Below are 21,765 nucleotides of genomic sequence, written 5' to 3'. Positions count from 1 at the left end.
AATGCCTGGGATCCAGAAGACATTTTGTTAATTTTGGGGAATCAAGATGGCGCGATTCCCCACACCACTTTGAATGCTCAAGAGCCATCTTCTGTTGCCAACACGTTGCTTCTGTTGGTTGAGCAAATGATGCCCCAGGTGGTTGTTTGAACAGATTTTCAGGTATCCAGCAGGCTACAGCTTTTTTTAGCAACATCGACCCCAGCCAACACAGGCGTATCTTTTGTGGGACAGGGATCCCTCCCGCAAAGCCGGAAAAGGGGAGACTGGATTCTGTGGAGATTCGCCGGATAATAAAATGTCCTGAGTGCTCTTTCTGGCCAGCCATTGAACCAAGGGGATCCCTGCTGTGTTGCTGCTCGATTGCTCTCCCCTGACCCTTTCCCCAGAGGCAGCGCGGGAGAAACTGTTGTACCTCCTTGCCCAACTGGCCTACCGAGAAGGCTCCTTTACCCTCACTTCTGGACAGAAGAGCCCCTACTACATCAACTGCAAACCGGTTACCCTTCACCCCCAAGGAGCTTATTGGGTGGGATCCCTGCTGCACCGGCTGTTGCCTCCCGAAACCGAAGCAGTGGCTGGGATGACGCTGGGAGCGGATCCCTTGGTGACGGCGGTGAGTTTGGCCTCCCTGAGGGCTGAGCCTGCCAACCTAGCCGCCCTAATCGTGCGCAAAGAGCCCAAGGGGCACGGCACGCAAGCCTGGATCGAGGGGCCGGAGTTGCCGGCAGGCAGTCGGGTGTGGATCCTGGAAGATGTGGTGACCACCGGCAGTTCTGCCTTGAAGGCGGTAGAGCGGGTGCGGGCAGCCGGCTATCGGGCGGAAGGGATCCTCGCTTTGGTGGATCGGCTGGAAGGGGCAGAAGATCGCTGCCGCGAAGCAGGGATCGCCTTTCGTCGCCTATTCACCCTTCCAGAAGTGCAGGCTTGCCATCGGGCCTTGACCTCAGGAAAATCAAAGGACTAGCCTGCCCCCTTGGTGAGCATCAAAGCTTTGGAGAGCGGACATGCTGCCCCCTGCCTACTCAGCTCTGCCCAGCCGAAATCTGCCGAGCCTACCGCATCGGGCGCGGGTGGCCGTGTATGTGGTGATGAACATCGAGCACTTCACCTTTGGCAAGCTGGGCACAGCCATTCAACCCCATCTCACCAGCTCCCCTGAGATCGCCAACTATGGCTGGCGGGACTACGGCAACCGGGTGGGCATTTGGCGCCTGTTTGAGCTGTTTGCCGAGCTGGGGATCCCGGTGACGGCGGCCTTGAATGCAGAAATGGTGCAGCTTTACCCCCCCATCATTGAAGGGATCCGCCAATACGGCTGGTCGGTGTTGGCCCACGGCTGGAACAACTCTACCGGCCACAGCGGCCTGGCCCGCGAAGCCGAACAAGAGCTGATCGAGCGCAGCTTGTCCCTTTTGGAGAAGGTTTCCGGATCCCGACCCTGGGGCTGGCTGACACCGGGGTTTTCCGTTAGCGAGAACACCTTTGACCTGCTCAAGGCTGCCGGGATCCGCTACACCACCGACTGGGTAAACGACGACCAACCCTACTGGTTCCCAACTGCCGCCGGCCCCCTCTTGGGGATCCCTTACACCCTGGAGGCCAACGACATCAGCCTCTGCCTCAGCGCCCGCCTGTCGGCAGAAGACTTTGCCCAAGCCCTCATCGACCAGTTTGATCAACTCTGGCAGGATGGGGAACGCTCCCCCCGCATCATGGCCATTGGCCTGCACCCCTTCATCGTTGGGCAGCCGCTGCGGATGGGATCCCTAAAAAAAGCCTTGCAGCACATCCAATCTCGCCCTCATACTTGGCTCACCACCGGGGATGGCCTCTATGACTGGTATGCCCAAGCCTGCCCTGCGCCTGAGATGGCCTGACAGGATCCCAGTTCCGGATCCCTGGCCAGGGCGGAAAAGGGGGTCTTTTGGCTTTGTGCCGATTTTGTCTTGTCTGGAGCTGTTCATCGTGGCTCTGGAAGTGACAGCATAGGCGGTGAAGCCACCTTCAGCAAAAGGGCTTGGCCATGCGCATGGGCAGACTCAGTGGGATCCTCTTGCACCCCACCTCGCTACCGGGGCCATTTGGTATCGGCGATCTGGGGCCATCGGCTTATCGCTTTGTGGACTTTCTGGTGGAGAGCGGCCAACGCCTCTGGCAGGTTCTTCCTCTTGGGCCGACCGGCTGGGGCAACTCCCCCTACATGAGCTTTTCCTCCATTGCCGGCAACCCGCTTCTCATCAGCCCGGAGCTATTGGTGGGGGCCGGTTGGCTGGATCCCAACAGTTGGCAGGATCTGCCCCAATGGCCGGCCATCCAGGCGGGAGATAGGGGCCGGGTGGACTACGAAACCGTGATCCCCTTCAAGCTGGGCCTGCTACACCGCGCCTGGGCAACCTTCAAAGAAAAAGCGTCCGCCGCCGACTGGGAAGCCTTCCAAGCCTATTGTGCTGCCGAAGCCGATTGGTTGCCCGACTATGCCCTGTTCATGGCCCTCAAGGATGTGTACGGCGAGCAAGAGTGGAACCAATGGGATCCGGCCTTGGTGCGACGGGATCCGCCGGCTTTGCAAGAGGCTCGCGATCGCTATGCCGATGCCATTACCGAGCAGATGTTTTGGCAGTATCTGTTTGCCCAGCAGTGGGGATCCCTAAGGGAGTATGCTCATCGGCATCAAGTGCGGCTCATTGGGGATGTGCCCATCTACGTTGCCCCCAACAGTGCCGACGTGTGGGCCAACCGGGAGCTGTTTCACCTGGATGAACGGGGACAGCCCTTGCAGGTAGCCGGTGTGCCGCCCGACTATTTCAGCCCTACTGGGCAACGCTGGGGTAACCCCCTCTACAACTGGGAGGTGCTCAAGGCTCGCGGCTACGACTGGTGGATCCGGCGCATCCAGGCCATCCTCAAGCAGGTGGACTGTGTGCGCATCGACCACTTTCGCGGCTTCGAGAGCTACTGGGCCATTCCAGGCGATGCAGAAACGGCTGTGGAAGGGGAGTGGCAAAAAGGGCCGGGGGCAGATTTCTTTCAGACCCTGGCCGACAAGTTGGGGGAAATCCCGGTGATTGCCGAAGATCTGGGAGACATTACGCCGGAGGTGTTGCAACTGCGGGATCAATTTGGCTTGCCCGGCATGAAGGTGTTGCTCTTTGCCTTCGGCTCTGGGCCCGATAACCCCTATTTGCCCCATGCCTATGAGCGCAACTTTGTCGTTTACACCGGCACCCACGACAACAACACGGTGGTGGGTTGGTTTAATGACCCGGATCGCTCGGAGTGGGAAAAACAAAACCTGCTGCGCTATTTGGGCTGCCAGGGATCCGAGGGCATCCATTGGGATCTCATTCGCCTAGCCCTTGCTTCCGTAGCCGACCTGGCCATCATTCCCCTGCAGGATGTGATGGGGCTGGGGGCAGAGGCGCGCATGAACTTCCCCGGCACCACCGAGAACAACTGGGCCTGGCGCTACCGCGAGGACATGCTGCGGCAGAACATGATCCAGCGGCTGGCCGAGATGAGCGTCACCTACGGGCGCATCTCTCCTCAAGAGTTGGAACAACGGCGAGCAGCCCTAGCCCAAGAACGGGCGGCAGGATCTTCTCAAGCTGCCCCCGGCCTCGTCTAATGCTGGATCCCGCCCATCAGCAGCCCTAGCTGCTCTTCGGTGGCCTCTTCAGGCGTGAGTTCTCCCACCAGGTGGCCCTCATGGATCACCAAAATGCGATCCGACAAGCTGATCACCTCATTCAAATCCGCCGACACCAGCAGCACCCCCATGCCCTGATCCCGCGCCTGCAGGATGCGCCGATGAATGGCCTCGATGGCCCCCACATCCACCCCCCGCGTCGGTTGGGCAGCCACCAGCACCTTGGATCCACAGGAAAGCTCCCGCCCCACAACGATCTTCTGGGCATTGCCGCCAGAATAGCGGCGGGCCGTCAACACGGCCGTCGGCTGGCTTTTCTTTAGAAAGGGACATTCAGGCCCTTTCTTGAGCTCCCCGGCATCTGGGATCCTCAAGTTCTGAAAACTCCACTGCCCTCCATTGCCGCAACCGGCTAGTTGAGCGCCTGCACCTGATCCAGGAAGTCTGCCACCGTCAGGGATCCCAGCTCCTGTCCATGGCGCTGGCGCACGCTCACCGTTCCTGCCGCCTGTTCCTGTTCCCCCACGATCAGCATGAAGGGGATCCGGGCCTTCTCGGCATTGCGGATTTTCTTCGGCAAACGATCGCTGTCGGCATCGATGTGGACGCGGATCCCGTGCTCCCGCAGCTGATCCCGCACCTGGAGGGCGTAGCCCAGGTATTGGTCGGAAACGGGCAAAATGCGCACCTGTTCCGGGGCCAGCCAGAAGGGAAAATCCCCAGCGTATTCTTCGATGAGGATCCCAATCAGCCGCTCCAGCGAGCCAAAGGGAGCGCGGTGGATCATCACCGGGCGTTGCCGGGATCCGTCCTCAGCTACGTATTGCAGATCAAAGCGCTGTGGGTTTTGGTAATCCACCTGCACCGTGCCCAGTTGCCACTCCCGATCCAGGGCGTCGCGGAAAATAAAATCCAGCTTTGGCCCATAGAAGGCTGCTTCGCCGATCCCTTCAAAATGGGGCATCGAGAGCTTCTCTACAGCGCGACGGATGGCATTCTCGGCCCTGTCCCAGTCCTCAGGGGATCCCAGATATTTGTCCGACTTGGGATCGCGGAAGCTGAGGCGGGCGCGAAAATCTCTGAGTTTAAGCTTGTCGAAGACCACCAAAATGAGATCGACAACCTTAAGAAACTCCTCCTCCAATTGATCGGGGCGAACAAACAAATGGGCATCGTCCACCGTGAAGCCACGCACTCGCGTCAGACCTCCCAATTCCCCCGATTGCTCATAGCGATAGACGGTGCCGAATTCGGCATACCGTAGGGGCAAATCGCGGTAGGATCGCAGCTCGGATTTGTAGATTTGGATGTGAAAAGGACAATTCATCGGCTTCATGACAAAGCCCTGTTCAGCCGCACGCGCCTGCTCATTCTCCGCCATCATGGGGAACATATCTTCCCGGTACTTTTGCCAGTGGCCGGAGATCTTGAACAAGTCCACACGGGCAATATGAGGGGTAACCACCGGCAGGTAGCCCCGCTTGAGCTGCTCCTGCTTGAGAAAATCCTCCAGCACCGAGCGCAGAATGGTGCCCTTGGGTGTCCAGAGAGGCAGCCCCGGCCCCACCTCATCCGAAAACAAAAATAGGCCCAGTTCTTTGCCCAGCTTGCGGTGATCCCGCCGTTTGGCTTCTTCCAGCCGCCGTTTGTATTCTTTCAGCTCCTCTGGGGTCTCCCAGGCGGTGCCGTAGATGCGTTGGAGCTGCGGCTTGGTTTCATCCCCCCGCCAATAAGCGCCGGCCACACTGAGCAAATCAAAGGCTCTGGGGTTGAGATCTCGGGTGTTTTCCACGTGGGGGCCAGCACAGAGATCCCACCATTCATCCCCCAAGTGATAAATGCTGATGACCTCTCCTTCGGGAATGCTGTCCAAGATCTCCAGCTTGTAGGGTTCTCCGAGGGCTTCGATGCGGCGCCTGGCCTCTTCACGGCTCACCTCCTCGCGGATCACCGGCAGGCCCTTTTTGATGATTGCCTGCATCTCTTTTTTGATGCGATCCAGATCTTCCGGCGTGAAGGGCTCGGGATGGTCAAAATCGTAGTAGAAGCCGTAGTCGGTTGTGGGGCCGATGGTCACCTGGGCCTTGGGAAACAGCTTTTGCACCGCCATAGCCAGGACATGGGAAGTGGTGTGGCGGATGCGCTCCAGTTGGGGAGACTCGTGAGTGCGCAGCAGTTTGAGGGTGCTGTTGGCCTTCTGAGGTGATTCGGCTGGCTGAGACATCGGAACCTGCTTCGACAACAAAGAAAGAACAGTGAAGAAATGGATATCCGTGTCCCTATCTTAGGCTGGGGCGAGAACGGCAGGGATCCCCAGCTAATCAATTCCCCTGTTTGCCGAGTCAACCGCGAACCTCACCTCACGACTCGGCCCGGAACAAGGGGGGAAAGTACACAGTATCCTAAAGGGGTTGACCCCCTTACCCGAGCCATGATCTCTTCGCCCACCAACTTCACGGAACGCTCTGTCACCTCTGCTTCCCCAGTTTCCGAAACCAGCCCGGCTTCTCGTTCTGAATCTTGGGCGGCCCCCGTTCTGGCGGCCATCGATGTGGGCAGCAACTCTCTCCACATGGTGGTGGTGCGCATCAATCCCCGTATCCCCAGCTTCACCATCATCTCCCGCGAAAAAGCCACCGTGCGGCTGGGGGAATACTGCAACCAGACGGGCGCCCTCACGCCTGCAGCTATGGAACGGGCCCGGACGGCTCTGGAGCGGTTTTGCCGCATTGCTGAGAGCTTTCAGGTGCAGGATATTGTTGCCGTGGCTACCAGTGCTGTGCGCGAGGCCCCCAATGGGCCGGAGTTTTTGAAGCGGATTGAACGGGAGCTGGGCCTGCGGGTGGAGTTGATCTCGGGGCAGGAAGAGGCCCGCCGCATCTACCTGGGGGTGCTCTCGGCGATGGAGTTCCACAACCGGCTGCACGCGGTGGTGGATATTGGTGGCGGCTCCACCGAGCTGATTTTGGGCAATGGCCAAGAGCCGGAGTTTCTGCGCAGCGTCAAGGTAGGGGCAGTGCGTCTGACCCAGGCTTTTTTGCAACACGACCCGCCCACTTCTGCCGAACTGCAAGCCCTGCGCCAGCACATCCGCGGCATGCTGGAATCCCCCATCGAGCAGATGAAGCGGATCCTTGCCTCTTCACAACAACAGGGATCCCTGCCTTTGGTGGGCACCTCTGGCACCGTCGAGTGCCTGGCCCAGTGGGATGCCCGCCGTCGGTTGGGCGCTCTCCCCCATCGCCTGCAGGGGTATGAGTTCAGCCTGGAAGCCTTGCGCGGCTACATCAAAGAGCTGCGATCCCTCACGGTGGCCGAACGGCAAAAGCTGCCCGGCCTGGGGGAAAGGCGGGGGGAGATCATCCTAGCCGGCGCCCTGATCCTAGAGGAAGTGATGAGCCTGCTGGGGGTAGAGCGGGTTCAATTTTGCGAACGGGCTTTGCGGGAAGGGCTGATCGTGGACTGGATGATCGGCCAAGGGCTGATTGAGGATCGGCTGCGCTACCACAGCTCGGTGCGGCGGCGCAGCGTCCTCAAGTTGGCGGAAAAATACCAGGTGGAGATCCCCTATGCCGAGCGGGTGGCCGAATTTGCCCTCAGCCTCTTCGACCAGACCCGCGGCCTGTTGCATGGTTGGGGATCCCGGGAGCGGGCTCTTCTCTGGGCGGCGGCCATGCTGCACAACTGCGGCCACTTCATCAGCCATGCCGCCCACCACAAGCACTCCTACTACCTGATCCGCCATGGAGAACTCTTGGGCTTCAACGAAGAAGAGGTGGAGGTGATCGCCAACTTGGCCCGCTACCACCGCAAGTCGCCCCCCAAGAAGAAGCACGAGAACTTCCAGCGCCTCAGCGACGAGCGGGATCGCCAAGTGGTGCTGGAACTGAGCCCCCTGCTGCGCATAGCCTGTGCTTTGGATCGCCGCCGCCTGCAGGCCATTCAAGCCCTGCACTGCCGTTTTCAGCTCCTGGGAGAAGGCCCCCGCCGCATGGAGTTGATTTTGGATCCCAGGCATCCCAAGGACGACTGTGCCCTAGAGTTGTGGAGCTTAAACGAGAAGAAAAAAGTCTTCGAGCAACAGTTCAACCTGCAGGTAATCCCCAAGCTCTCTACCCAGATCCAGCGCAGCGCCGATCCCTTTGAGGCAGCAGTTTAGCCTTCTCGGGGATCCTAGCTAAGGGGCGATGGTAATGGGCGAGGGGCTGGTTTGGGTGGTCTTTTGGCCCCCTCTTTGCAAAATCACCTCGATGATGCCGTTGTTGACCGGCTGCATGTTGAAGGGCAACTGCTGCTGGGTTTCGTATAGGCCCGGCGCCACCTCCCGCATTTCGACTTCCGGCGTTACCCCAACAATCCGAAAAGCAGCCCGCCCCCCCGGATCCCCTCGCATGGTGACTTTGAGAATTTCTCCCATGCGCAGATTGGTGCTGTTGGTGGTGACACTGAAAATCTGGGGCAGTCCCGTGGCGACGGGTGCGGAAACCGGCTGAATGGTGGAGCGGGTTCCTCTGGAGCCATCGATGGAAAAAGGAAAAATCTCCCGATGTTCCTGGCTGAGGCCGTCCTTGGTGAGCACAATCCTCAAGGTGGGATTGTTGGCCTGGTGGGTGGGGGCTACCACGTAGGTGCCTTCGTAGTGGTTGGGTCGTACCTCCCGCATCGGCTGGTTCAGGGCCAGATTCCCCAGATCAAACTGGGCGATCCCTCCAGATTCCCCCCAAATGGCAATGGTGAGAATGTCCCCTTCCACCAAGTCGCGCTGGGGATCCAAGCGAATGGCCTCAATGCGCGGATAGCGATTGCCGGCTGCAGTCAAAGGGGCAGGGGACGGCTGCGGCAGAGGAGCCGGGGGCGGAAACACCGACTCCACCGGCGGGGGAGCGACATTGCCCAAGGCCAGTTGAGGTAGCCGCCGTTGAACGCGGGTACTGACGCCATTGAGGGTCAACTGAATACTGATGTCGGGGCCAAAGACGGCATCCTGAGGACCAAGGCTATAAACTGCGCGGTAGTAGCCGGGCTGCACCTCCTGCATCGGCAGACCCTGAACCACGCCGCCGATATCAACCGTAGCCCTGCCGTTGGGAGTGGCCTGCGCTTCAATGGTCAAGGTTCCCCCTGCAGGAACACTTCCTCCCTCGGGAGTGATCCGCGTTTGGAAGATTTCGGGTTGGACAGTCTCGGCCACCGGAGCCGGGGAAGGACGCAACTGGGCCACAGGGGGTGGCAAGGGCGGAAGCTGACCGCGATACACCAGGGCCTGATGCAACAACACTGCCCCTTCTGCTCGCCTCAGCACGCGATTGGGCTGAAGACGGGCCGGATCCGGCACATTCACCAGCAGCCCCGCCTCGCCTGCCATGGCCACAAAAGCCCGCCCTACCTCCGGCACATCAGCCGCATCGGTGTACAGAGCCATCCAGCGCTCAATGTCGGCCTGGGTGGGAGCAGGCAATTGCAGAGCCCGCACCAAAATGGCCAGGGCTTCCAGGTGGGTGATATCCCCTTGCGGGCGAAACTCGTTGCCCTCGTATAGGCGCATGGCCCCCGCCTGCAGCACGGCTTGGGCAGTCCAATAGTCGGGGGTGTTGGGCTCCAGGTCGCGAATCTCCTGCACCTGGTTGGGATTGGGAATGTAGCCGAAAAACTCCGTCAGCCACTGGGCCAATTCCAGACGGGTCAGGGTGGCTGACAGGGGTTCTTGGGTGATCACCACATCTGTCTGACGTTCCAGAGCCGCCACGTAGGGGTCGGTCCAGGCCAGCGAGGCTTGCTGCTCCACCCCTTGGGACCAAGCCGGCAAGCTGACACCCGACCAGCCCAGCGTCCAACACAAGCTCAGAGCTAGGGGCCACGAGCACCGCATAGCTGTCACTCCTGTTCCAACAACATCCCCTCAGGGCCAGCTTATCTCAAACTTCCGCCCCATCCTCAAGCCCTCGATGCCCCTTGGGATTGCGCCCTTTGGCAGTGAGATTCTGAAAACTCGGGTAAGAAGGTTCGCCGCAGGGATCCCTTAGGAGATTTTACCTATGCAAGACGGGATCCGGCTTGACAGCAAAGGGCCTAAGCAAGGGTCTCGTAACTTGTAGTTGTGCATCCAAATCCTTATCATTGTGTTATAGACTCAGAAAGTTCAGAAAGCACTTTTGCCCCTACCCTAGGGAGGAGTTTCATGGCTGGCAGCACCGGAGAGCGACCTTTTGTCGATATCATTACCAGTGTCCGCTACTGGGTTATTCACGCCCTGACCATTCCCGCTTTGTTTTTGGCAGGCTGGCTTTTTGTGAGCACTGGCCTGGCCTATGATATTTTTGGCACCCCGCGCCCCAATGAGTATTTCACGGCAGAGCGCCAGGAGTTGCCGATCGTTAGCGATCGCTTCAATGCTCTGGAGGAGCTGGAGAGGCTGACTCGCTAAGGGTGGCTGTGGGCAAGTGGACTATTCGTTGTTGCAATTTGTAAGTTGATTGAGCTTTTTGCGTAGGGTGATATCTATGGCCACTAAATCTGATGAACCCGTTTTTTACCCTGTTTTTACCGTCCGTTGGCTGGCGGTACATACCTTGGCGATCCCAACTGTTTTCTTCTTGGGAGCTATTGCTGCAATGCAGTTTATTCAACGGTGAACCCAATGGCTGATCAACCCGAAAGGAATCCCAACTCCCAACCGGTGGAGCTAAACCGCACTTCCCTTTACCTGGGTTTGCTGCTGGTGTTTGTGGTTGGGCTGTTGTTCTCCAGCTACTTTCTCAACTGAGGCCAGGATCCCACTCTGCTCTTGGAGTTGGGAAAGAGCGCAGGGGACAATGCTGGCTTTTGGCTAGCCCTTGCTCCCCTTTGCTAAGTTTACTGAGAATGTAATTGCTGCTAGTTCTGTCTTTTTTGGAGACCAGTTGCTATGACCAGTCAAGCAAGGATCCCTTTGTGGATAGTGGCTGTGGTTGCCGGTTTGGGTGTGATCACGGTAGTTGGGCTCTTTTTCTATGGCTCCTATGTGGGCCTAGGCTCTAGTCTGTAGGTTTGAGGTTTTCGGTCTGGTAGTAGCCCCCAATAGGTAGGGGTAAAGGGTCCCATGGTTTTTACGACCTAGCCGAATTCAGTTAGGCTTTGTTGACCCATGGCCAGTGTATCTACCACTTTTTTCGGGGCTACCTACCACAGCGCAATATCGATCCCTTGCCCAGCAGGGATCCCACTTCATTGCAGACCTTAATACTCAACTTAATACTCAATACACAGTCCGAAAAAGCTGCCGCTATTCCTCACAACTGGTTACAACCAGGCGGTGAATCTGGACTTCTCTCTTCTCCCCCTGGAGAGGGTGAAGTTCGCGTTAGCAGGTCAGGGATCATGGGCAAGAGCGCGAATTGCTGAGGACAGGTTCTGCGAGGGAATGTCTCAAACTTATGTCTCAAACTTATTTAGAAGAGCTATCTCTGTGTTAAGCGAGCATGAACTTTTTTAACGATCCGGATGGCAGTTGCCGAGAAGGTAACTTAGGCCCCGTAGAATGAATCGCAAAATTCCAGGCAGGACTTTCGGACATGGATTACATTCGCACCTTTAACGACGATCCCTGCGAGGGGCATCTTTCGACGCCCATCAGCGATTCTCCTGTCACCCGTCTGTTTATCAACAATCTTCCCATCAACCGTCCTGGCTTATCGCCGCTGTTGCGGGGTCTAGAAATTGGGCTGGCCCATGGCTATTTCTTGGTAGGGCCAGAAATTGTGCTGGGGCCGCTGCGGGATTACCCTGAGGCAGCTAACTTAGGCGGGCTGGTTACGGCGATGGCGATTGTGCTGCTGGGAACCGCCTGCATGTCGGCCTATGGCAGCGTTACCTTCGGAAACAAGCCGGAAACACCGGGGGCCGCTCCTCTGGCTACAGCTCGGGGTTGGGGGGATCTGACGGCAGGATTTTTCTTGGGAGGTATGGGTGGCGTGTTCGCTGCCTATTTCCTGCTGGAGAACTTTGCCGGGATCGACGCCATCTTTCGAGGGCTGGTGAATTAGTTGTCAAGTTTGTCAAGTCACTTGAGAGGAGCAAAATCATGACCGGTTCTTACGCTGCTGCTTATCTTCCTTGGATTTTTATCCCCATTGTTGGTTGGCTGCTTCCTGCAGTGGGCATGGCAGTGCTTTTTTTGTACATTGAGCGGGACTAGTCCCGGAGTGCTTTGATACTCACTAGTGCTGATTAATTTCAATTATTTCAGGCTAGAGATCAACCCCAGATATTGAGGCAGGGATCCCAAAAAAGGGATCCCTCTCTTTTGGTCAGGATGATTTCCATCCGCGCTACCAGAGTCCCGAAAGGCGAAGGCTGTCCCCTCACCTCTTTTTTTTAGGAAGGGAGCATTTCCAAAGGACTTTAGATTGGAGCAGGATCCGGCGAGCTGATCCCAAGCCAACAAGGGGAAGGGCAGCTTCCGCAACACCCTTGCAACTTCAACGAGAAGGAGGAGTCGATGGCCAGCCTTAGCTTTCCAACCCTGCGTATTGGGGATCCCATTCAAGAGGGCAGTTTCCAGGTTTTCCCTCTCTTTTCTCAGGGGGAGCAGGAAGTTGCCTATCGCCTTCCAGAACTGCAAACCCAGGAAGCAACCATCACCGAGGTGAGCGAGGCTGGAGCAGTGCCCTACCTGGCTGTGGAAAACCACAGTGAGTTCCTATTGCTGCTGGGAGTACCGAGCAGAGTCCCAGCGGGGCGACCAAGGCTCAGCTCTGTTCCATGACGGGAAGGTGGTTTATCTTTCAGCAGTCTCTCGGCAGTAGTGCCAGGCTTCTCACCTAAGCTGGTTCCCCCTTTGGGGGATCCCTAGAAATTGGAAGAAAAAGAAAGAAATTGGAAAGAAAAAACATCCTGAGTTAGCTCGGTCACCGCCTGTTTGGCTTCCTGGCGGCCTCGGCAATACCGCTCTAACCGCTCGCTAACGGAGATGGGATCCCCGACGGTCACGTGAACCCCCCGCCAGCCTAGGCGAGGGCGGGCTGGGTAGGATTCCCCTCGAAGGCGGGCCAGCACATCAAATAGAATGAGGGCAGTTTCTGCCAGCCGCTCAAAAGAGGGTTTGCTCAGCAAATACTCTTCCTGGACGGCTACACAGCTTTCCACCAAGCGCATGTGCTGCAGGTAGAGCGTTGCCTGGTGGGCTTTCCAGTCGAGCAACCCCCGCTGCAGGGGAGACAGGGATCCAGGATGCCGCAATTCTTCTCGGTAAATCTGGATCCAGGCGACTTCTTCAATGCGGCGGCAGCGGCTGTTCCAATCCCCCTGGGGAGATAGGCCAAAGTAGGTCTCTGCGGTTTCCAGGGCTCTGTGGAGCAGCCGCTCCAGGCGAGCGTTAAAGTGGCCAGGGGCTAGCCTCTGCTCTATCCGTGGTTCTTCTTCATCTCTCCCAGAGATGAAGGGAGGTAGGTCGTAGAAAGCTTCCAGTTGTCCCAGGAGATGCTGGGCTAGGCGGCAGATCCGCTGGGTGTAGCGAAGGTTGGGGCTCCTGGAGGATCTTGGCTCTGGCTTCGGAGGCGTCAACCCACTCAGGTGCTCAAGGCGCGCCAGCAGGCGCTCCAGCTTCGTCCAGGAGGGATCCGTGTAGTAGTACCGAATGCCAATGGGCAGCAAAATGACGGTCTCTGAGCGACCAGCTTTGGCCAGGTCCTCGGCGCACCAAAAGCACAGCTGAGCCATTCCCGGTTCCAGGGGATTGATCCGTTCGCTGTGGCCGTTGGTGGCTCCTTCTGGGGCGATTGCAAAGGGAAATTGCCCATCCAGGAGCAGTTGCCGGGCCGCCTTTAGCGCCACCCGATCCACCCTCCGACCGCGGCGTATAGGGATCCCGCCCAGGCGAGACAACAGCCACCCCAGCCATTCCCCTCCCCAGAGGGGCATGCCCCGGTCGTAGAGAAAATGGGCGTGAAGGGGTTCTCGAAGGCGGATCCCTTGTCGACGGGCGGCTTCGGGCACCAGGCGAGATAGAACGTACAGGCCCACCAGCGGGTCATCCACCTCCACATGTCGGAAAGCCAGGACTAGGCGAATTTGACCCTCCTGGAACTGGTGGTAGAGCCGCGCCAAGATCTCCGCCCCTGTGGCCTCGATTTTGGCAATGCCGGAAGGAAGCCAGCGCCGCACCCTCACCCGCAAGAGCAGGGGCAGGATCCCGTGGACGAGCCGTAGCACCCAGGCGCTATAGGCGGGCGGAATAAAGTCGAGGGGAGGACGGGCAAAATGGGGCGGTGGTGACAAGAGCAAGATTTGTTCCCAAGGTAGCTCAAGAGAAGAAGTGTAGTTAAACGCAAATCAGATTCATATCCCATCGCTCAGATTATTCATCAAGTCGCTACAGAGATCACTGGATATGCAGCCATTCTCAATCAATAATCAATATCAACAATATCAATGATTGAGATCCTTCCCCTGAGACCCCACGCCGTCGGCGCAACCGCTCTCTACTCTCCTCAAGCCCCCGACCCCTCTCTCACAAGGGGAGATGAGAGTTGGGAATCGTGGCCATGTCGTGCCCTTTACATTGCTTTCTTTGTCTTCCGTTGCAGTGAAGACGCTCTCTTCTCTCTACTTTCGTCTCTTAACTCAAGGTGGCTACAGGCTGGGCCTCTGCCAAGAGCGCCTGAGTTTGCAGGTCGGTGATGGTGACCAACAAGCGCCGCGAGCTATCAATGGCAAATTCGACGCGAAGGCGATCCTCTCCCACGCGGCCAGGGGGCTGCAAACGGGCCAGACAAACCGGTAAGGACTCCGTCTCGCTGAGGCGAATGGGCAGGGATCCAAGAGGAGCTAGGGATCGGAAATCGGTTTGCCGGGTGAGCTGCCGGCTGCTCATCCGCCCCAGCTCGTCGTAAACCACTTCCGACTGGACTACCTGGGCCACTTCTCCCACCTCTAGGCGAATCTCCGTTTGTCCGTCGTTGGCCACTTGCAGGATCAAGGGCTCAGCCCGTCGGCAGGGATAGGGGCTGCCCTGTTCGAAGAGGGGGTAGTAGATGTAGCTTTTCTGCAAGGGATCCCAGAGGCGGAGGGCATAGCTGTGGTGCAGGCGATCCTCCAGCTTCACCTGGCGGCCCACCTGCAGGGCGCCCAGGGCCACAGCATCGAAGGGGCGTTCGCAGCGCACTTTCTTTTTGCCGAAGTAGGAGCGCAGCAGCTCTTGAACTGCTGGCAGTTGGGAGCTGCCTCCTACCAAGAGCACCTGCTCAATTTGGTTCTTGCCCAATCCCCTCGCCTGGGCGGTGAGGAGAACGTCGTCTAGGCACTGGCGGATTTGATCCAAAAGCTGACGAGCTTCCAGGATCTCTTCCAGCTCCTGCCGGCTTAACTTCAACTCATGGGCAGTGAGGGCTTCGTCGTCAAACCAACTGCCCACCGCTTTCATCTGAGTGGAAAGGGCGATCTTGAGCTGTTCCGCCTGCTCCAGGAGGTTGAGCCAGCCCAGAGCTCCAATTTGCTGTCGGCTTAGCCCCAGTTGCTGCAGTAGGTAGTCGGCAATCCAAATGTCGATGTCCACCCCGCCCACATAGGCATCGGCCTTGGCGATCACCTCCGCTTTGAGGACAGGGCTACCCGCTTGGGGAGCGAGGGTGCGCACCAAGCTGAGATCCAAGGTACCGCCGCCGAAATCCACCACCAGCACTAGGGATCCCGGCTGGCCAACCGCATAGCCCAGGGCTGCTGCCGTGGCTTCATCGACAATTTGAACGGGATCCCAGCCACAGGCACTGGCCACTCCCCGCAGCCAATTCAAGTAGCGCTCGAAGGATCCCACGGGGGCTGTGAACACCACCCGGTCTGGCTGCAGGCCCTCTTTCTGAACCGCTTCCATGACCGCCTGCAGAAAGGCTTGGGCCACCGTTTCGGCGTCGTAGCGTTGCCCATCCAAGAGGCGAGGGGGCGGCACGAAGTCTGCCACCAGCTCCCGCTTAAACCCTTGAAACAGCCGCTGTGGATCCACCGCTCCCCAGCGACCGGCGCGGACGGTTTCCCCCACCAGGAGCTGGCCTTTTCCCTTCACGTAGACCAAGCTGGGAATAGCCAAGTGGTCTGGGCGAGAGAGGCCGGGAAGAGTGAGGAGACGGGGCACTGCTTGGGCGGGATCCCAAACTGCCACCACCGTGTTGCTGGTGCCAAAATCAATGGCTAGGGTCGCTTTGGGGGCAGGTGCCATCAGCTCAATCCTCCGGGCAGGGAACGGCTGACTTTGGCCGGGCAAAGGATGTGATCTCCCCGACGGTAGCCGACAAAGCGAATGTAAACGGGATCCCCCTTTTGAATATCCAGCTGATCCGGTTGATGCAGTTGCGGATCAAAGGGGACGGACTCCAGGGGGTTGCCGATGGGCTCATACCCCCAGCGCTGCAGCAGAGCGTCTAAGGAGCGAAACAGAGCTGTCACGTTTTGGGCCGGCCAATCGGGCTTGCGCTGGGCAATCTGGCGGACAGTGGGGTAGCTGGTCAGCAGCGGCTGCAGCAGAGAGAAGAGGACTTCTGAGGAATCGGTGGCTCCCATTTTGTCATTCCCGTTGAGGCGCAGTAGGGATCCCAAATCCCACTGCAGAGCGGCAGCCAACTTTTGCAGTTGCTCCAGGCGCAGGGATCCCCACTTCCCCTGGCGCACCTGATCAAGGGCGCGGCGGCTGATCCCGGCCTGGGCCTGTAAAGCCCGCCAAGAAGACAGGCCAACAACCCGCATGCGTTCCTGCAGCCAACTATCCAGCGGTCTCTCGGCCATTGGGTTTTGCCAGGGATCCCTACGATCATGCCCCAACTTGGGTCTAGCTCAGGGATCGGCAAGGCGCAGGGAACGGGCTATAGCTTCCACATCTCGGTCATAGCGCTCGCGCCGGCTGGCCGGGTACACGAACTCAAAGCCAGCTTGCAGCGAAGGGCGGACAACTGTTTTGAGATAGAAAATCCGCTGGCCAAAGGGCTCCGCACCGCTGACACGAACGGGCTCGTAGCCGGAGACCACAAAGAAATCCCGGCCAACAGCTTGGTAAGTAACCCGGCGTTGGTTTTCCCGGCTGCGCTGCAGCTCTTCCTGCAGGGCGCTGGCAGGGGTTTCTTGAAAGATGTTGTACCCACCCCAAGCCCGCAGCTCAGCCCCGTCTTGACCGAGGAACACTTGGCCGTCGCCATTGTCGGATTCCCCTTGCGGGATAAAGTCTGCCGGGTAGTCGATGCGGTAGCCGAAACGGGCATTGAGATAGGGCCGGAAACCGGCTTGGGCAACGGGAAGGGCGGGGGCGGGAGCAATGACGGGGATCCCCGCTCCTAGGATCAGTCCGGCAAGCAGACAAGCTAGGCGAGCAGCAGACTTCATGGTTTTGATTGCTCTAATCTGTAGCTATCCTAAGCTCTCTCACCTCCAGCCCCTCTCCTAGGGGGACAGAATTTGGTTTGTCCAAGCTCTTTCCCAAAAGACAAAGGGAATAGGAATCCAAGTTTCACTGCCGTTGAGAATGGGTCGGTTGCGCCGCTTGTATCTGGGTGCCACTTGAAATAGTAGGTATAGCATCTTTTTCGAGAGTTTGAAATAAAATACCGATTTTTGGGCCACTATTTTGTTTTGTCGACCAAGTTTAAGTTTGCCGATCAACATCAGGGTTTTGGCCGGAGCGCAGCCGTTCGATTTCTTCTCTTGCCCGCTGGATAGCGCTGCAATTGTCTACCGCTGCCCAGGTGGAGGCCAGAAACAGTCCGGGTAGGGAAACCTCTCCCTCGTCGTCGCTAAACAACACGCCAAGGAAGAAACACCAGCCCAGAAAAACCATCAAAGCTTTCCACCGCCGCGTGTAGAGGTAGGCTCCGAAGGCAAGCAGAATAGACAGAAGGATCACCATCCCCTCGGACTTTTGAGAAAGGGCATAGGTGCGCCGCACCTCTTCATCTCTGCGCTTTTGATCTTCTTGCTGGAGCAACTCTTGCAGATGCTTGTCCATAAGGCCGCCTCAAAATCGGACGGCCTTATCTTAAAAATCCTGGGAAGACCCTTGTTCAAAACAACTTTTCGGGATCCCACGGCAGAAGAAGAGAGGTGAGACTGGTCATCGCCCCTTCCTTCTGTAGAATGGGAAAGCCTCTCTCTAGTTGCAGGCTACAAGGCCCGGACGGACTCTGCCATGACCTCAGCTTCTTTTGCTTTTTCCCCTCGTGTTTTGGATCCTCTCGACCCGCAGGTGCGTCCGGATCCCCAGGGGCGGTTTGGGCCGTTTGGGGGTCGGTTTGTGCCGGAAACCCTGATGAGCGCCCTAACGGAGCTGGAGGAAGCCTTTGAGCATCACTGGCGGGATCCCGACTTTCGCGTCGAGTTTCACAACCTGTTGCGGGATTTTGTTGGGCGGCCCAGCCCCCTCTACTTTGCCCAGCGGCTAACCGAATACTACGGCGGCCCGCAGATCTACCTCAAACGGGAAGATCTCAACCACACCGGCGCCCACAAGATCAACAACGCCCTTGGCCAAGTGCTGCTGGCGGTGCGCATGGGCAAGCGGCGGGTGATCGCCGAGACCGGCGCCGGCCAACATGGGGTGGCCACGGCAACCGTGTGCGCCCGCTTTGGCCTAGAATGCGTCATCTACATGGGGGCGCTGGATATGGAGCGGCAGGCCCCCAATGTGCAGCGGATGCGCCTTTTGGGCGCTGAGGTGCGGGGAGTGGAATCGGGCACGCGCACCCTCAAAGACGCCCTCTCCGAGGCCATCCGCGACTGGGTGACGAATGTGGAGACCACCCACTATGTGATCGGTACGGTGGCAGGGCCCCACCCTTACCCGAAGCTGGTGCGGGCCTTTCACGATGTCATCGGCCAGGAGACGCGGCAGCAATGCCAGGAGAAGTGGGGAGGGCTGCCGGATGTGTTGCTGGCCTGTGTGGGGGGTGGATCCAACGCGCTGGGGCTGTTCAACGAGTTTGTCCGGGATCCCCAGGTGCGGCTGATCGGCATTGAAGCTGCCGGAGAAGGGCTGCACACGCCCCGCCACGCTGCCACCCTCAACCGCGGTCGGATTGGAGTCCTGCATGGAGCCATGAGCTACCTACTGCAGGATGAAGAAGGGCAGGTGCAGGAGGCCCACTCCATCAGCGCCGGCTTGGATTACCCCGGTGTAGGGCCCGAGCACAGCTATCTGAAAGAAATTGGACGAGCCGAGTACTACGCTGCCACCGATGATGAGGCCGTAGAGGCGTTGCTGCTGCTGTCGCGGCTGGAAGGGATCATCCCCGCGCTGGAGACGGCCCATGCGCTGGCCTACCTGAAAACTTTGGCCCCACAGCTCGGCCCTCAGCAGCGGGTGGTGGTCAACTGTTCTGGGCGCGGCGACAAGGATTTGAACACCGTTTTCAAGTATTTGCAGCAGAGAGGGCGTAGCTTTTAGAGTACGGTTGTTGTGACCACCAACGGGATTCTCTTGGGTGTTCACCTGCCGAGTTCACTTCACGGTTCGATTGCTGGGTCTTCTCGGCCTGCTCCTGGCTGCGGGGCTGGGCTTGTGGACGGGATCCGTGGGTGGTCCGCACCGCTGGCACAACCGCACGGGCGAGACGGAGTTCAATAAGGACTCCGTCCCGCTAACGCGATCAGCAGGGATCCCCTCTCCCAGCCGGCGACAACCTCTCCCTGACACCCTGCCGGCGCTGGCGCGTCAGGCCATTGCCTACTACTTCGCCACCGGCCAGGTGCTGCCACCTCCAGAGGAGATCCCGCCCCACTGGCGGCGCTCTGCGGGGGTTTTTGTAACGGTGAGTACAGAGGGTCGGCCCCGTGGCTGCTGGGGCAGCTTGGATCCCAGCGGCGAGGACCTGGTCAGGGCCACCATCCGGGCGGCGGTGGGGGCAGTCACCCGCGATTGGCGCTACGTACCTCTGCAACCCGGGGAGCTGGAGTCGGCCTCCATTCAGGTAGCCATTGTGCGGCGGGTGGTGCCCATTGCGTCGGCGGGACGGAGTTCTTTTGCCGCTGTGGAGCAGGTGGATCCCACCCGCATGGGCCTATTTGTCCGCTCTGGAACCCGGGGAGCGGTGTTGCTGCCGGGAGAGGCTTTGACGACAGAATGGCAGCTTGCTACCGCTAAGAGGTTGGCCGGGATCCCTGTCGACCAGCCGGTGGAGCTGTTTCGCGTGGAGGCAGAGCTGCTGCATGAGTTTTGAGGAGGGGGCAGATCTCAGCGCTTCGCACCGCTGTCGTGAATGGCTGGCAGCCGTGCTGGGCAACACTCACGTGCGCTGGGGCTGGTTTGTGGGGGAGACCCTGGTGAAGGTGGAGCGGTTTCCTGCTCACCAGCCCTTGTCCTGGCCGCAGCAGACAGAGCTGTGGCTGGCTCCTGTGGGCTCTGCCCCCCTGCCGCCAGCATCGCCCTGGGTGCATCAGTTGGAGCTGTCGCAGGTGCCGCTGCGGGATCCCTACCCAGGGCTGGGGCTGGATCGGGCCTTGGCCTTGTGGGCTGCTGGGATCCACTACGGCTGGCCCTGTTTGGTCATCGACGCGGGTACTGCCCTGACCCTCACAGGAGCTGACTCTGAAGGATCCCTGGTGGGAGGGGCCATCTTGCCCGGCCTGGGGTTGCAGGCGCAGGCGTTGGCTGATCACACAGCCCTGCTGCCCAAAGTGCAGTGGGATCCGCAGGATCCCTTGCCCCCTCGCTGGGCCAACGACACCGTGGCTGCCATCCGCAGCGGCATCCTCCACACCCTCTTGGCTGGCTTGCGCGAGTTCATTGCCGACTGGCGTCGCCGCTTTCCCCAAGGCCCCCTGCTGCTGACCGGCGGGGATGGGAAGTGGCTCCACCCTCACTTGGGCCCGCTTGACCCAGAGCTGCGCTGGGATCCCCACCTGGTGTTGCGGGGAATTGCCGGCTGCCGCCAGCTGCACCGCACTGCCCGCCACTCCCCTAGTGCAGAATAGAAAACAGTCTCTCCCAGCCGCCTGCGAGTAACGGCTTCTTGCTTGGGGATCCCATGGCCAACGGCAACTCCTTCGGTGTCCTGTTTTGCGTGACCACCTATGGCGAGTCCCACGGGGGGGCGGTGGGGGTGGTGGTGGATGGCTGCCCGCCGCGGCTGCCCTTGAGCGAGGCCGACATTCAGGCAGAGCTGGATCGGCGGCGTCCTGGCCAGAGCCCCATCACGACGCCCCGCCAGGAAGCGGATCGCTGCCAGATCCTCTCCGGGGTTTTTCAGGGCTTTACGCTGGGCACCCCCATCCACATCCTGGTGCGCAACCAGGATGCCCGCCCCCAGGACTACCAGGAGATGGCCACCACCTTCCGCCCTTCCCATGCCGATGCCACCTACCAGGCCAAGTACGGCATCCGCAACTGGCAGGGGGGCGGACGGGCCTCAGCGCGAGAAACCATTGGCCGGGTGGCTGCCGGGGCCATTGCCAAGAAGATCCTGCGCCTAGCGGCAGGGGTGGAGATCCTGGCCTACGTGCAGCGGGTAAAAGACGTGGAAGCCCAGGTGGATCCCAGCTCGGTAACTGCAGAGCAGGTGGAGGCCAATATCGTCCGCTGCCCCGATCCCCAAGCGGCGGCGGCCATGATCCAAAAAATTGAGGAGGCGGCGCGGGAAGGGGATTCGCTGGGGGGAGTGGTGGAGTGTGTAGCCCGCCGGGTGCCGCGCGGGCTGGGATCCCCGGTGTTTGACAAGCTGGAGGCCGACTTGGCCAAGGCGGTGATGTCCCTGCCAGCCAGCAAGGGGTTTGAGATTGGCTCGGGGTTTGCCGGCACCTACCTGACGGGCAAGCAGCACAACGACGAGTTTTACATGACCCCCGGCGGCTGGCGCACCCGCAGCAACCGCTCCGGCGGCATCCAGGGGGGCATCAGCAACGGCGAAGACATCGTCCTGCGGGTAGCCTTTAAGCCCACTGCCACCATTCGCCAGCCTCAAAACACCGTCACCCTCAATGGGCAAGAGACGGTTTTGGCGGCGCGGGGACGCCACGATCCCTGTGTCTTGCCGCGGGCAGTGCCGATGGTGGAGGCGATGGTGGCCCTGGTCCTCTGCGACCATCTGCTGCGCCACCACGCCCAGTGCGGATCCCTGGTCTTGCCGGAGGTGCCCCTCCCTGTCGCCGCTGCTCCCCAGGCCTAGGAGTCC

The 21,765-nt window shown here is 59.5% G+C and carries 23 protein-coding genes; 15 read left to right on the top strand and 8 right to left on the bottom strand.

Translation table 11 applies throughout. From position 1 onward, the window contains the following. The first annotated feature begins 349 nt into the window (after positions 1-349). From pyrE to malQ, 3 genes are all read left to right on the top strand, one after another. Positions 350-967 (top strand): orotate phosphoribosyltransferase, encoded by a 618-nt coding sequence (gene pyrE / locus NW828_RS04435; RefSeq protein WP_414381887.1) that lies wholly within the window; start codon positions 350-352, stop codon positions 965-967. A 40-nt stretch (positions 968-1,007) separates the two neighbouring features. Further along, positions 1,008-1,880 (top strand): polysaccharide deacetylase family protein, encoded by an 873-nt coding sequence (locus NW828_RS04430; RefSeq protein ID WP_414381885.1) that lies wholly within the window; start codon positions 1,008-1,010, stop codon positions 1,878-1,880. Positions 1,881-2,026: 146 nt separating this feature from the next. After that, positions 2,027-3,628 carry a 4-alpha-glucanotransferase gene (gene malQ / locus NW828_RS04425; protein WP_414381882.1) on the top strand — a complete coding sequence of 534 codons (1,602 nt, stop codon included), beginning with the start codon at positions 2,027-2,029 and terminating at the stop codon, positions 3,626-3,628. On the opposite strand, the gene NW828_RS04420 is transcribed toward malQ, so the two are convergent. Beyond that, entirely contained in the window at positions 3,625-3,948 is a 324-nt protein-coding gene (locus tag NW828_RS04420) for a sugar ABC transporter ATP-binding protein (RefSeq protein WP_414381879.1), read from the bottom strand. The genes malQ and NW828_RS04420 overlap by 4 nt on opposite strands. A 113-nt stretch (positions 3,949-4,061) precedes the next feature. After that, on the bottom strand, positions 4,062-5,873 hold the full coding sequence (gene thrS, locus NW828_RS04415; protein ID WP_414381877.1) for a threonine--tRNA ligase: 1,812 nt from the start codon (positions 5,871-5,873) through the stop codon (positions 4,062-4,064). A gap of 207 nt (positions 5,874-6,080) precedes the next feature. Between thrS and NW828_RS04410 the strand changes: the two genes are divergently transcribed. Next, positions 6,081-7,808, top strand: coding sequence for an HD domain-containing protein (locus tag NW828_RS04410; protein WP_414381875.1), 1,728 nt, complete (start codon positions 6,081-6,083; stop codon positions 7,806-7,808). Between the two features lie 18 nt (positions 7,809-7,826). Here the strand turns inward: NW828_RS04410 and NW828_RS04405 are convergent, their stop codons facing one another. Continuing rightward, entirely contained in the window at positions 7,827-9,518 is a 1,692-nt protein-coding gene (locus tag NW828_RS04405) for an S-layer homology domain-containing protein (RefSeq protein WP_414381873.1), read from the bottom strand. Between the two features lie 309 nt (positions 9,519-9,827). On the opposite strand from NW828_RS04405, the gene psbE reads away from it, so the two are divergent. The 7 genes from psbE (at position 9,828) to NW828_RS04370 (ending at position 12,392) form a co-directional block, all read left to right on the top strand. Then, positions 9,828-10,073, top strand: coding sequence for a cytochrome b559 subunit alpha (psbE, locus tag NW828_RS04400; RefSeq protein ID WP_011433109.1), 246 nt, complete (start codon positions 9,828-9,830; stop codon positions 10,071-10,073). A gap of 76 nt (positions 10,074-10,149) precedes the next feature. Then, positions 10,150-10,281 carry a cytochrome b559 subunit beta gene (psbF, locus tag NW828_RS04395; protein WP_011433110.1) on the top strand — a complete coding sequence of 44 codons (132 nt, stop codon included), beginning with the start codon at positions 10,150-10,152 and terminating at the stop codon, positions 10,279-10,281. 5 nt (positions 10,282-10,286) lie between these two features. Continuing rightward, a complete protein-coding gene (locus NW828_RS04390; RefSeq protein ID WP_011433111.1) occupies positions 10,287-10,412 on the top strand; it encodes a photosystem II reaction center protein L in 126 nt (41 codons plus the stop codon). A gap of 141 nt (positions 10,413-10,553) precedes the next feature. Next, the gene (locus NW828_RS04385; protein ID WP_011433112.1) at positions 10,554-10,673 is read left to right on the top strand and encodes a photosystem II reaction center protein J; all 120 of its coding nucleotides are present in this window, start codon (positions 10,554-10,556) and stop codon (positions 10,671-10,673) included. Positions 10,674-11,199: 526 nt separating this feature from the next. Then, complete coding sequence (locus NW828_RS04380; RefSeq protein WP_011433113.1) at positions 11,200-11,670, top strand: photosystem I reaction center protein subunit XI; 471 nt, start codon at positions 11,200-11,202, stop codon at positions 11,668-11,670. Between the two features lie 38 nt (positions 11,671-11,708). Next, a complete protein-coding gene (locus NW828_RS04375) occupies positions 11,709-11,822 on the top strand; it encodes a photosystem I reaction center subunit VIII (RefSeq protein ID WP_011433114.1) in 114 nt (37 codons plus the stop codon). A 303-nt stretch (positions 11,823-12,125) separates the two neighbouring features. Next, on the top strand, positions 12,126-12,392 hold the full coding sequence (locus tag NW828_RS04370) for an ARPP-1 family domain-containing protein (protein WP_414381870.1): 267 nt from the start codon (positions 12,126-12,128) through the stop codon (positions 12,390-12,392). Between the two features lie 83 nt (positions 12,393-12,475). Here NW828_RS04370 and NW828_RS04365 read toward each other — a convergent pair whose 3' ends face one another. From NW828_RS04365 to NW828_RS04345, 5 genes are all read right to left on the bottom strand, one after another. Continuing rightward, positions 12,476-13,909, bottom strand: a complete 1,434-nt coding sequence (locus NW828_RS04365; RefSeq protein ID WP_414381867.1) for a 1-acyl-sn-glycerol-3-phosphate acyltransferase — start codon at positions 13,907-13,909, stop codon at positions 12,476-12,478. 334 nt (positions 13,910-14,243) lie between these two features. Next, positions 14,244-15,836: an Hsp70 family protein gene (locus NW828_RS04360; RefSeq protein WP_414381864.1), complete on the bottom strand. Its 1,593-nt coding sequence runs from the start codon at positions 15,834-15,836 to the stop codon at positions 14,244-14,246. After that, positions 15,836-16,399: a helix-turn-helix domain-containing protein gene (locus NW828_RS04355; protein ID WP_414344372.1), complete on the bottom strand. Its 564-nt coding sequence runs from the start codon at positions 16,397-16,399 to the stop codon at positions 15,836-15,838. The genes NW828_RS04360 and NW828_RS04355 overlap by 1 nt, the downstream gene beginning before the upstream one ends. Before the next feature lie 48 nt (positions 16,400-16,447). Beyond that, positions 16,448-16,990 carry a hypothetical protein gene (locus NW828_RS04350; RefSeq protein WP_414381861.1) on the bottom strand — a complete coding sequence of 181 codons (543 nt, stop codon included), beginning with the start codon at positions 16,988-16,990 and terminating at the stop codon, positions 16,448-16,450. A 259-nt stretch (positions 16,991-17,249) separates the two neighbouring features. After that, on the bottom strand, positions 17,250-17,609 hold the full coding sequence (locus NW828_RS04345; RefSeq protein WP_011433121.1) for a hypothetical protein: 360 nt from the start codon (positions 17,607-17,609) through the stop codon (positions 17,250-17,252). A 180-nt stretch (positions 17,610-17,789) separates the two neighbouring features. On the opposite strand from NW828_RS04345, the gene trpB reads away from it, so the two are divergent. From trpB to aroC, 4 genes are read left to right on the top strand one after another with little or no spacing between them, the layout of a single operon-like run. Further along, positions 17,790-19,043, top strand: a complete 1,254-nt coding sequence (trpB, locus tag NW828_RS04340; RefSeq protein WP_414381858.1) for a tryptophan synthase subunit beta — start codon at positions 17,790-17,792, stop codon at positions 19,041-19,043. 37 nt (positions 19,044-19,080) lie between these two features. After that, positions 19,081-19,815 carry an AMMECR1 domain-containing protein gene (locus NW828_RS04335; protein ID WP_414381856.1) on the top strand — a complete coding sequence of 245 codons (735 nt, stop codon included), beginning with the start codon at positions 19,081-19,083 and terminating at the stop codon, positions 19,813-19,815. Beyond that, a complete protein-coding gene (locus NW828_RS04330) occupies positions 19,805-20,569 on the top strand; it encodes a pantothenate kinase (RefSeq protein WP_414381853.1) in 765 nt (254 codons plus the stop codon). Before NW828_RS04335 ends, NW828_RS04330 begins: the two co-directional genes overlap by 11 nt. 53 nt (positions 20,570-20,622) lie before the next feature. Continuing rightward, positions 20,623-21,759, top strand: a complete 1,137-nt coding sequence (gene aroC, locus NW828_RS04325) for a chorismate synthase (protein WP_414351901.1) — start codon at positions 20,623-20,625, stop codon at positions 21,757-21,759. Positions 21,760-21,765 lie beyond the last annotated feature (6 nt).

Source organism: Synechococcus sp. W55.2 (genome assembly GCF_047461635.1).
Taxonomy (GTDB): domain Bacteria; phylum Cyanobacteriota; class Cyanobacteriia; order Thermostichales; family Thermostichaceae; genus Thermostichus.
The sequence above is the reverse complement of the archived record's forward strand: the minus strand, read 5'-3'. Positions and strand labels throughout refer to the sequence as shown.

Bases quoted from the DNA above. Each gene is read 5' to 3' on its own strand.
- NW828_RS04430 (WP_414381885.1), top strand. From the start codon at position 1,008: ATGCTGCCCCCTGCCTACTCAGCTCTGCCCAGCCGAAATCTGCCGAGC.
- malQ (WP_414381882.1), top strand. From the start codon at position 2,027: ATGCGCATGGGCAGACTCAGTGGGATCCTCTTGCACCCCACCTCGCTA.
- thrS (WP_414381877.1), bottom strand. From the start codon at position 5,873: ATGTCTCAGCCAGCCGAATCACCTCAGAAGGCCAACAGCACCCTCAAA.
- NW828_RS04410 (WP_414381875.1), top strand. From the start codon at position 6,081: ATGATCTCTTCGCCCACCAACTTCACGGAACGCTCTGTCACCTCTGCT.
- NW828_RS04405 (WP_414381873.1), bottom strand. From the start codon at position 9,518: ATGCGGTGCTCGTGGCCCCTAGCTCTGAGCTTGTGTTGGACGCTGGGC.
- psbE (WP_011433109.1), top strand. From the start codon at position 9,828: ATGGCTGGCAGCACCGGAGAGCGACCTTTTGTCGATATCATTACCAGT.
- psbF (WP_011433110.1), top strand. From the start codon at position 10,150: ATGGCCACTAAATCTGATGAACCCGTTTTTTACCCTGTTTTTACCGTC.
- NW828_RS04390 (WP_011433111.1), top strand. From the start codon at position 10,287: ATGGCTGATCAACCCGAAAGGAATCCCAACTCCCAACCGGTGGAGCTA.
- NW828_RS04385 (WP_011433112.1), top strand. From the start codon at position 10,554: ATGACCAGTCAAGCAAGGATCCCTTTGTGGATAGTGGCTGTGGTTGCC.
- NW828_RS04380 (WP_011433113.1), top strand. From the start codon at position 11,200: ATGGATTACATTCGCACCTTTAACGACGATCCCTGCGAGGGGCATCTT.
- NW828_RS04375 (WP_011433114.1), top strand. From the start codon at position 11,709: ATGACCGGTTCTTACGCTGCTGCTTATCTTCCTTGGATTTTTATCCCC.
- NW828_RS04370 (WP_414381870.1), top strand. From the start codon at position 12,126: ATGGCCAGCCTTAGCTTTCCAACCCTGCGTATTGGGGATCCCATTCAA.
- NW828_RS04360 (WP_414381864.1), bottom strand. From the start codon at position 15,836: ATGGCACCTGCCCCCAAAGCGACCCTAGCCATTGATTTTGGCACCAGC.
- NW828_RS04355 (WP_414344372.1), bottom strand. From the start codon at position 16,399: ATGGCCGAGAGACCGCTGGATAGTTGGCTGCAGGAACGCATGCGGGTT.
- NW828_RS04350 (WP_414381861.1), bottom strand. From the start codon at position 16,990: ATGAAGTCTGCTGCTCGCCTAGCTTGTCTGCTTGCCGGACTGATCCTA.
- NW828_RS04345 (WP_011433121.1), bottom strand. From the start codon at position 17,609: ATGGACAAGCATCTGCAAGAGTTGCTCCAGCAAGAAGATCAAAAGCGC.
- trpB (WP_414381858.1), top strand. From the start codon at position 17,790: ATGACCTCAGCTTCTTTTGCTTTTTCCCCTCGTGTTTTGGATCCTCTC.
- NW828_RS04330 (WP_414381853.1), top strand. From the start codon at position 19,805: ATGAGTTTTGAGGAGGGGGCAGATCTCAGCGCTTCGCACCGCTGTCGT.
- aroC (WP_414351901.1), top strand. From the start codon at position 20,623: ATGGCCAACGGCAACTCCTTCGGTGTCCTGTTTTGCGTGACCACCTAT.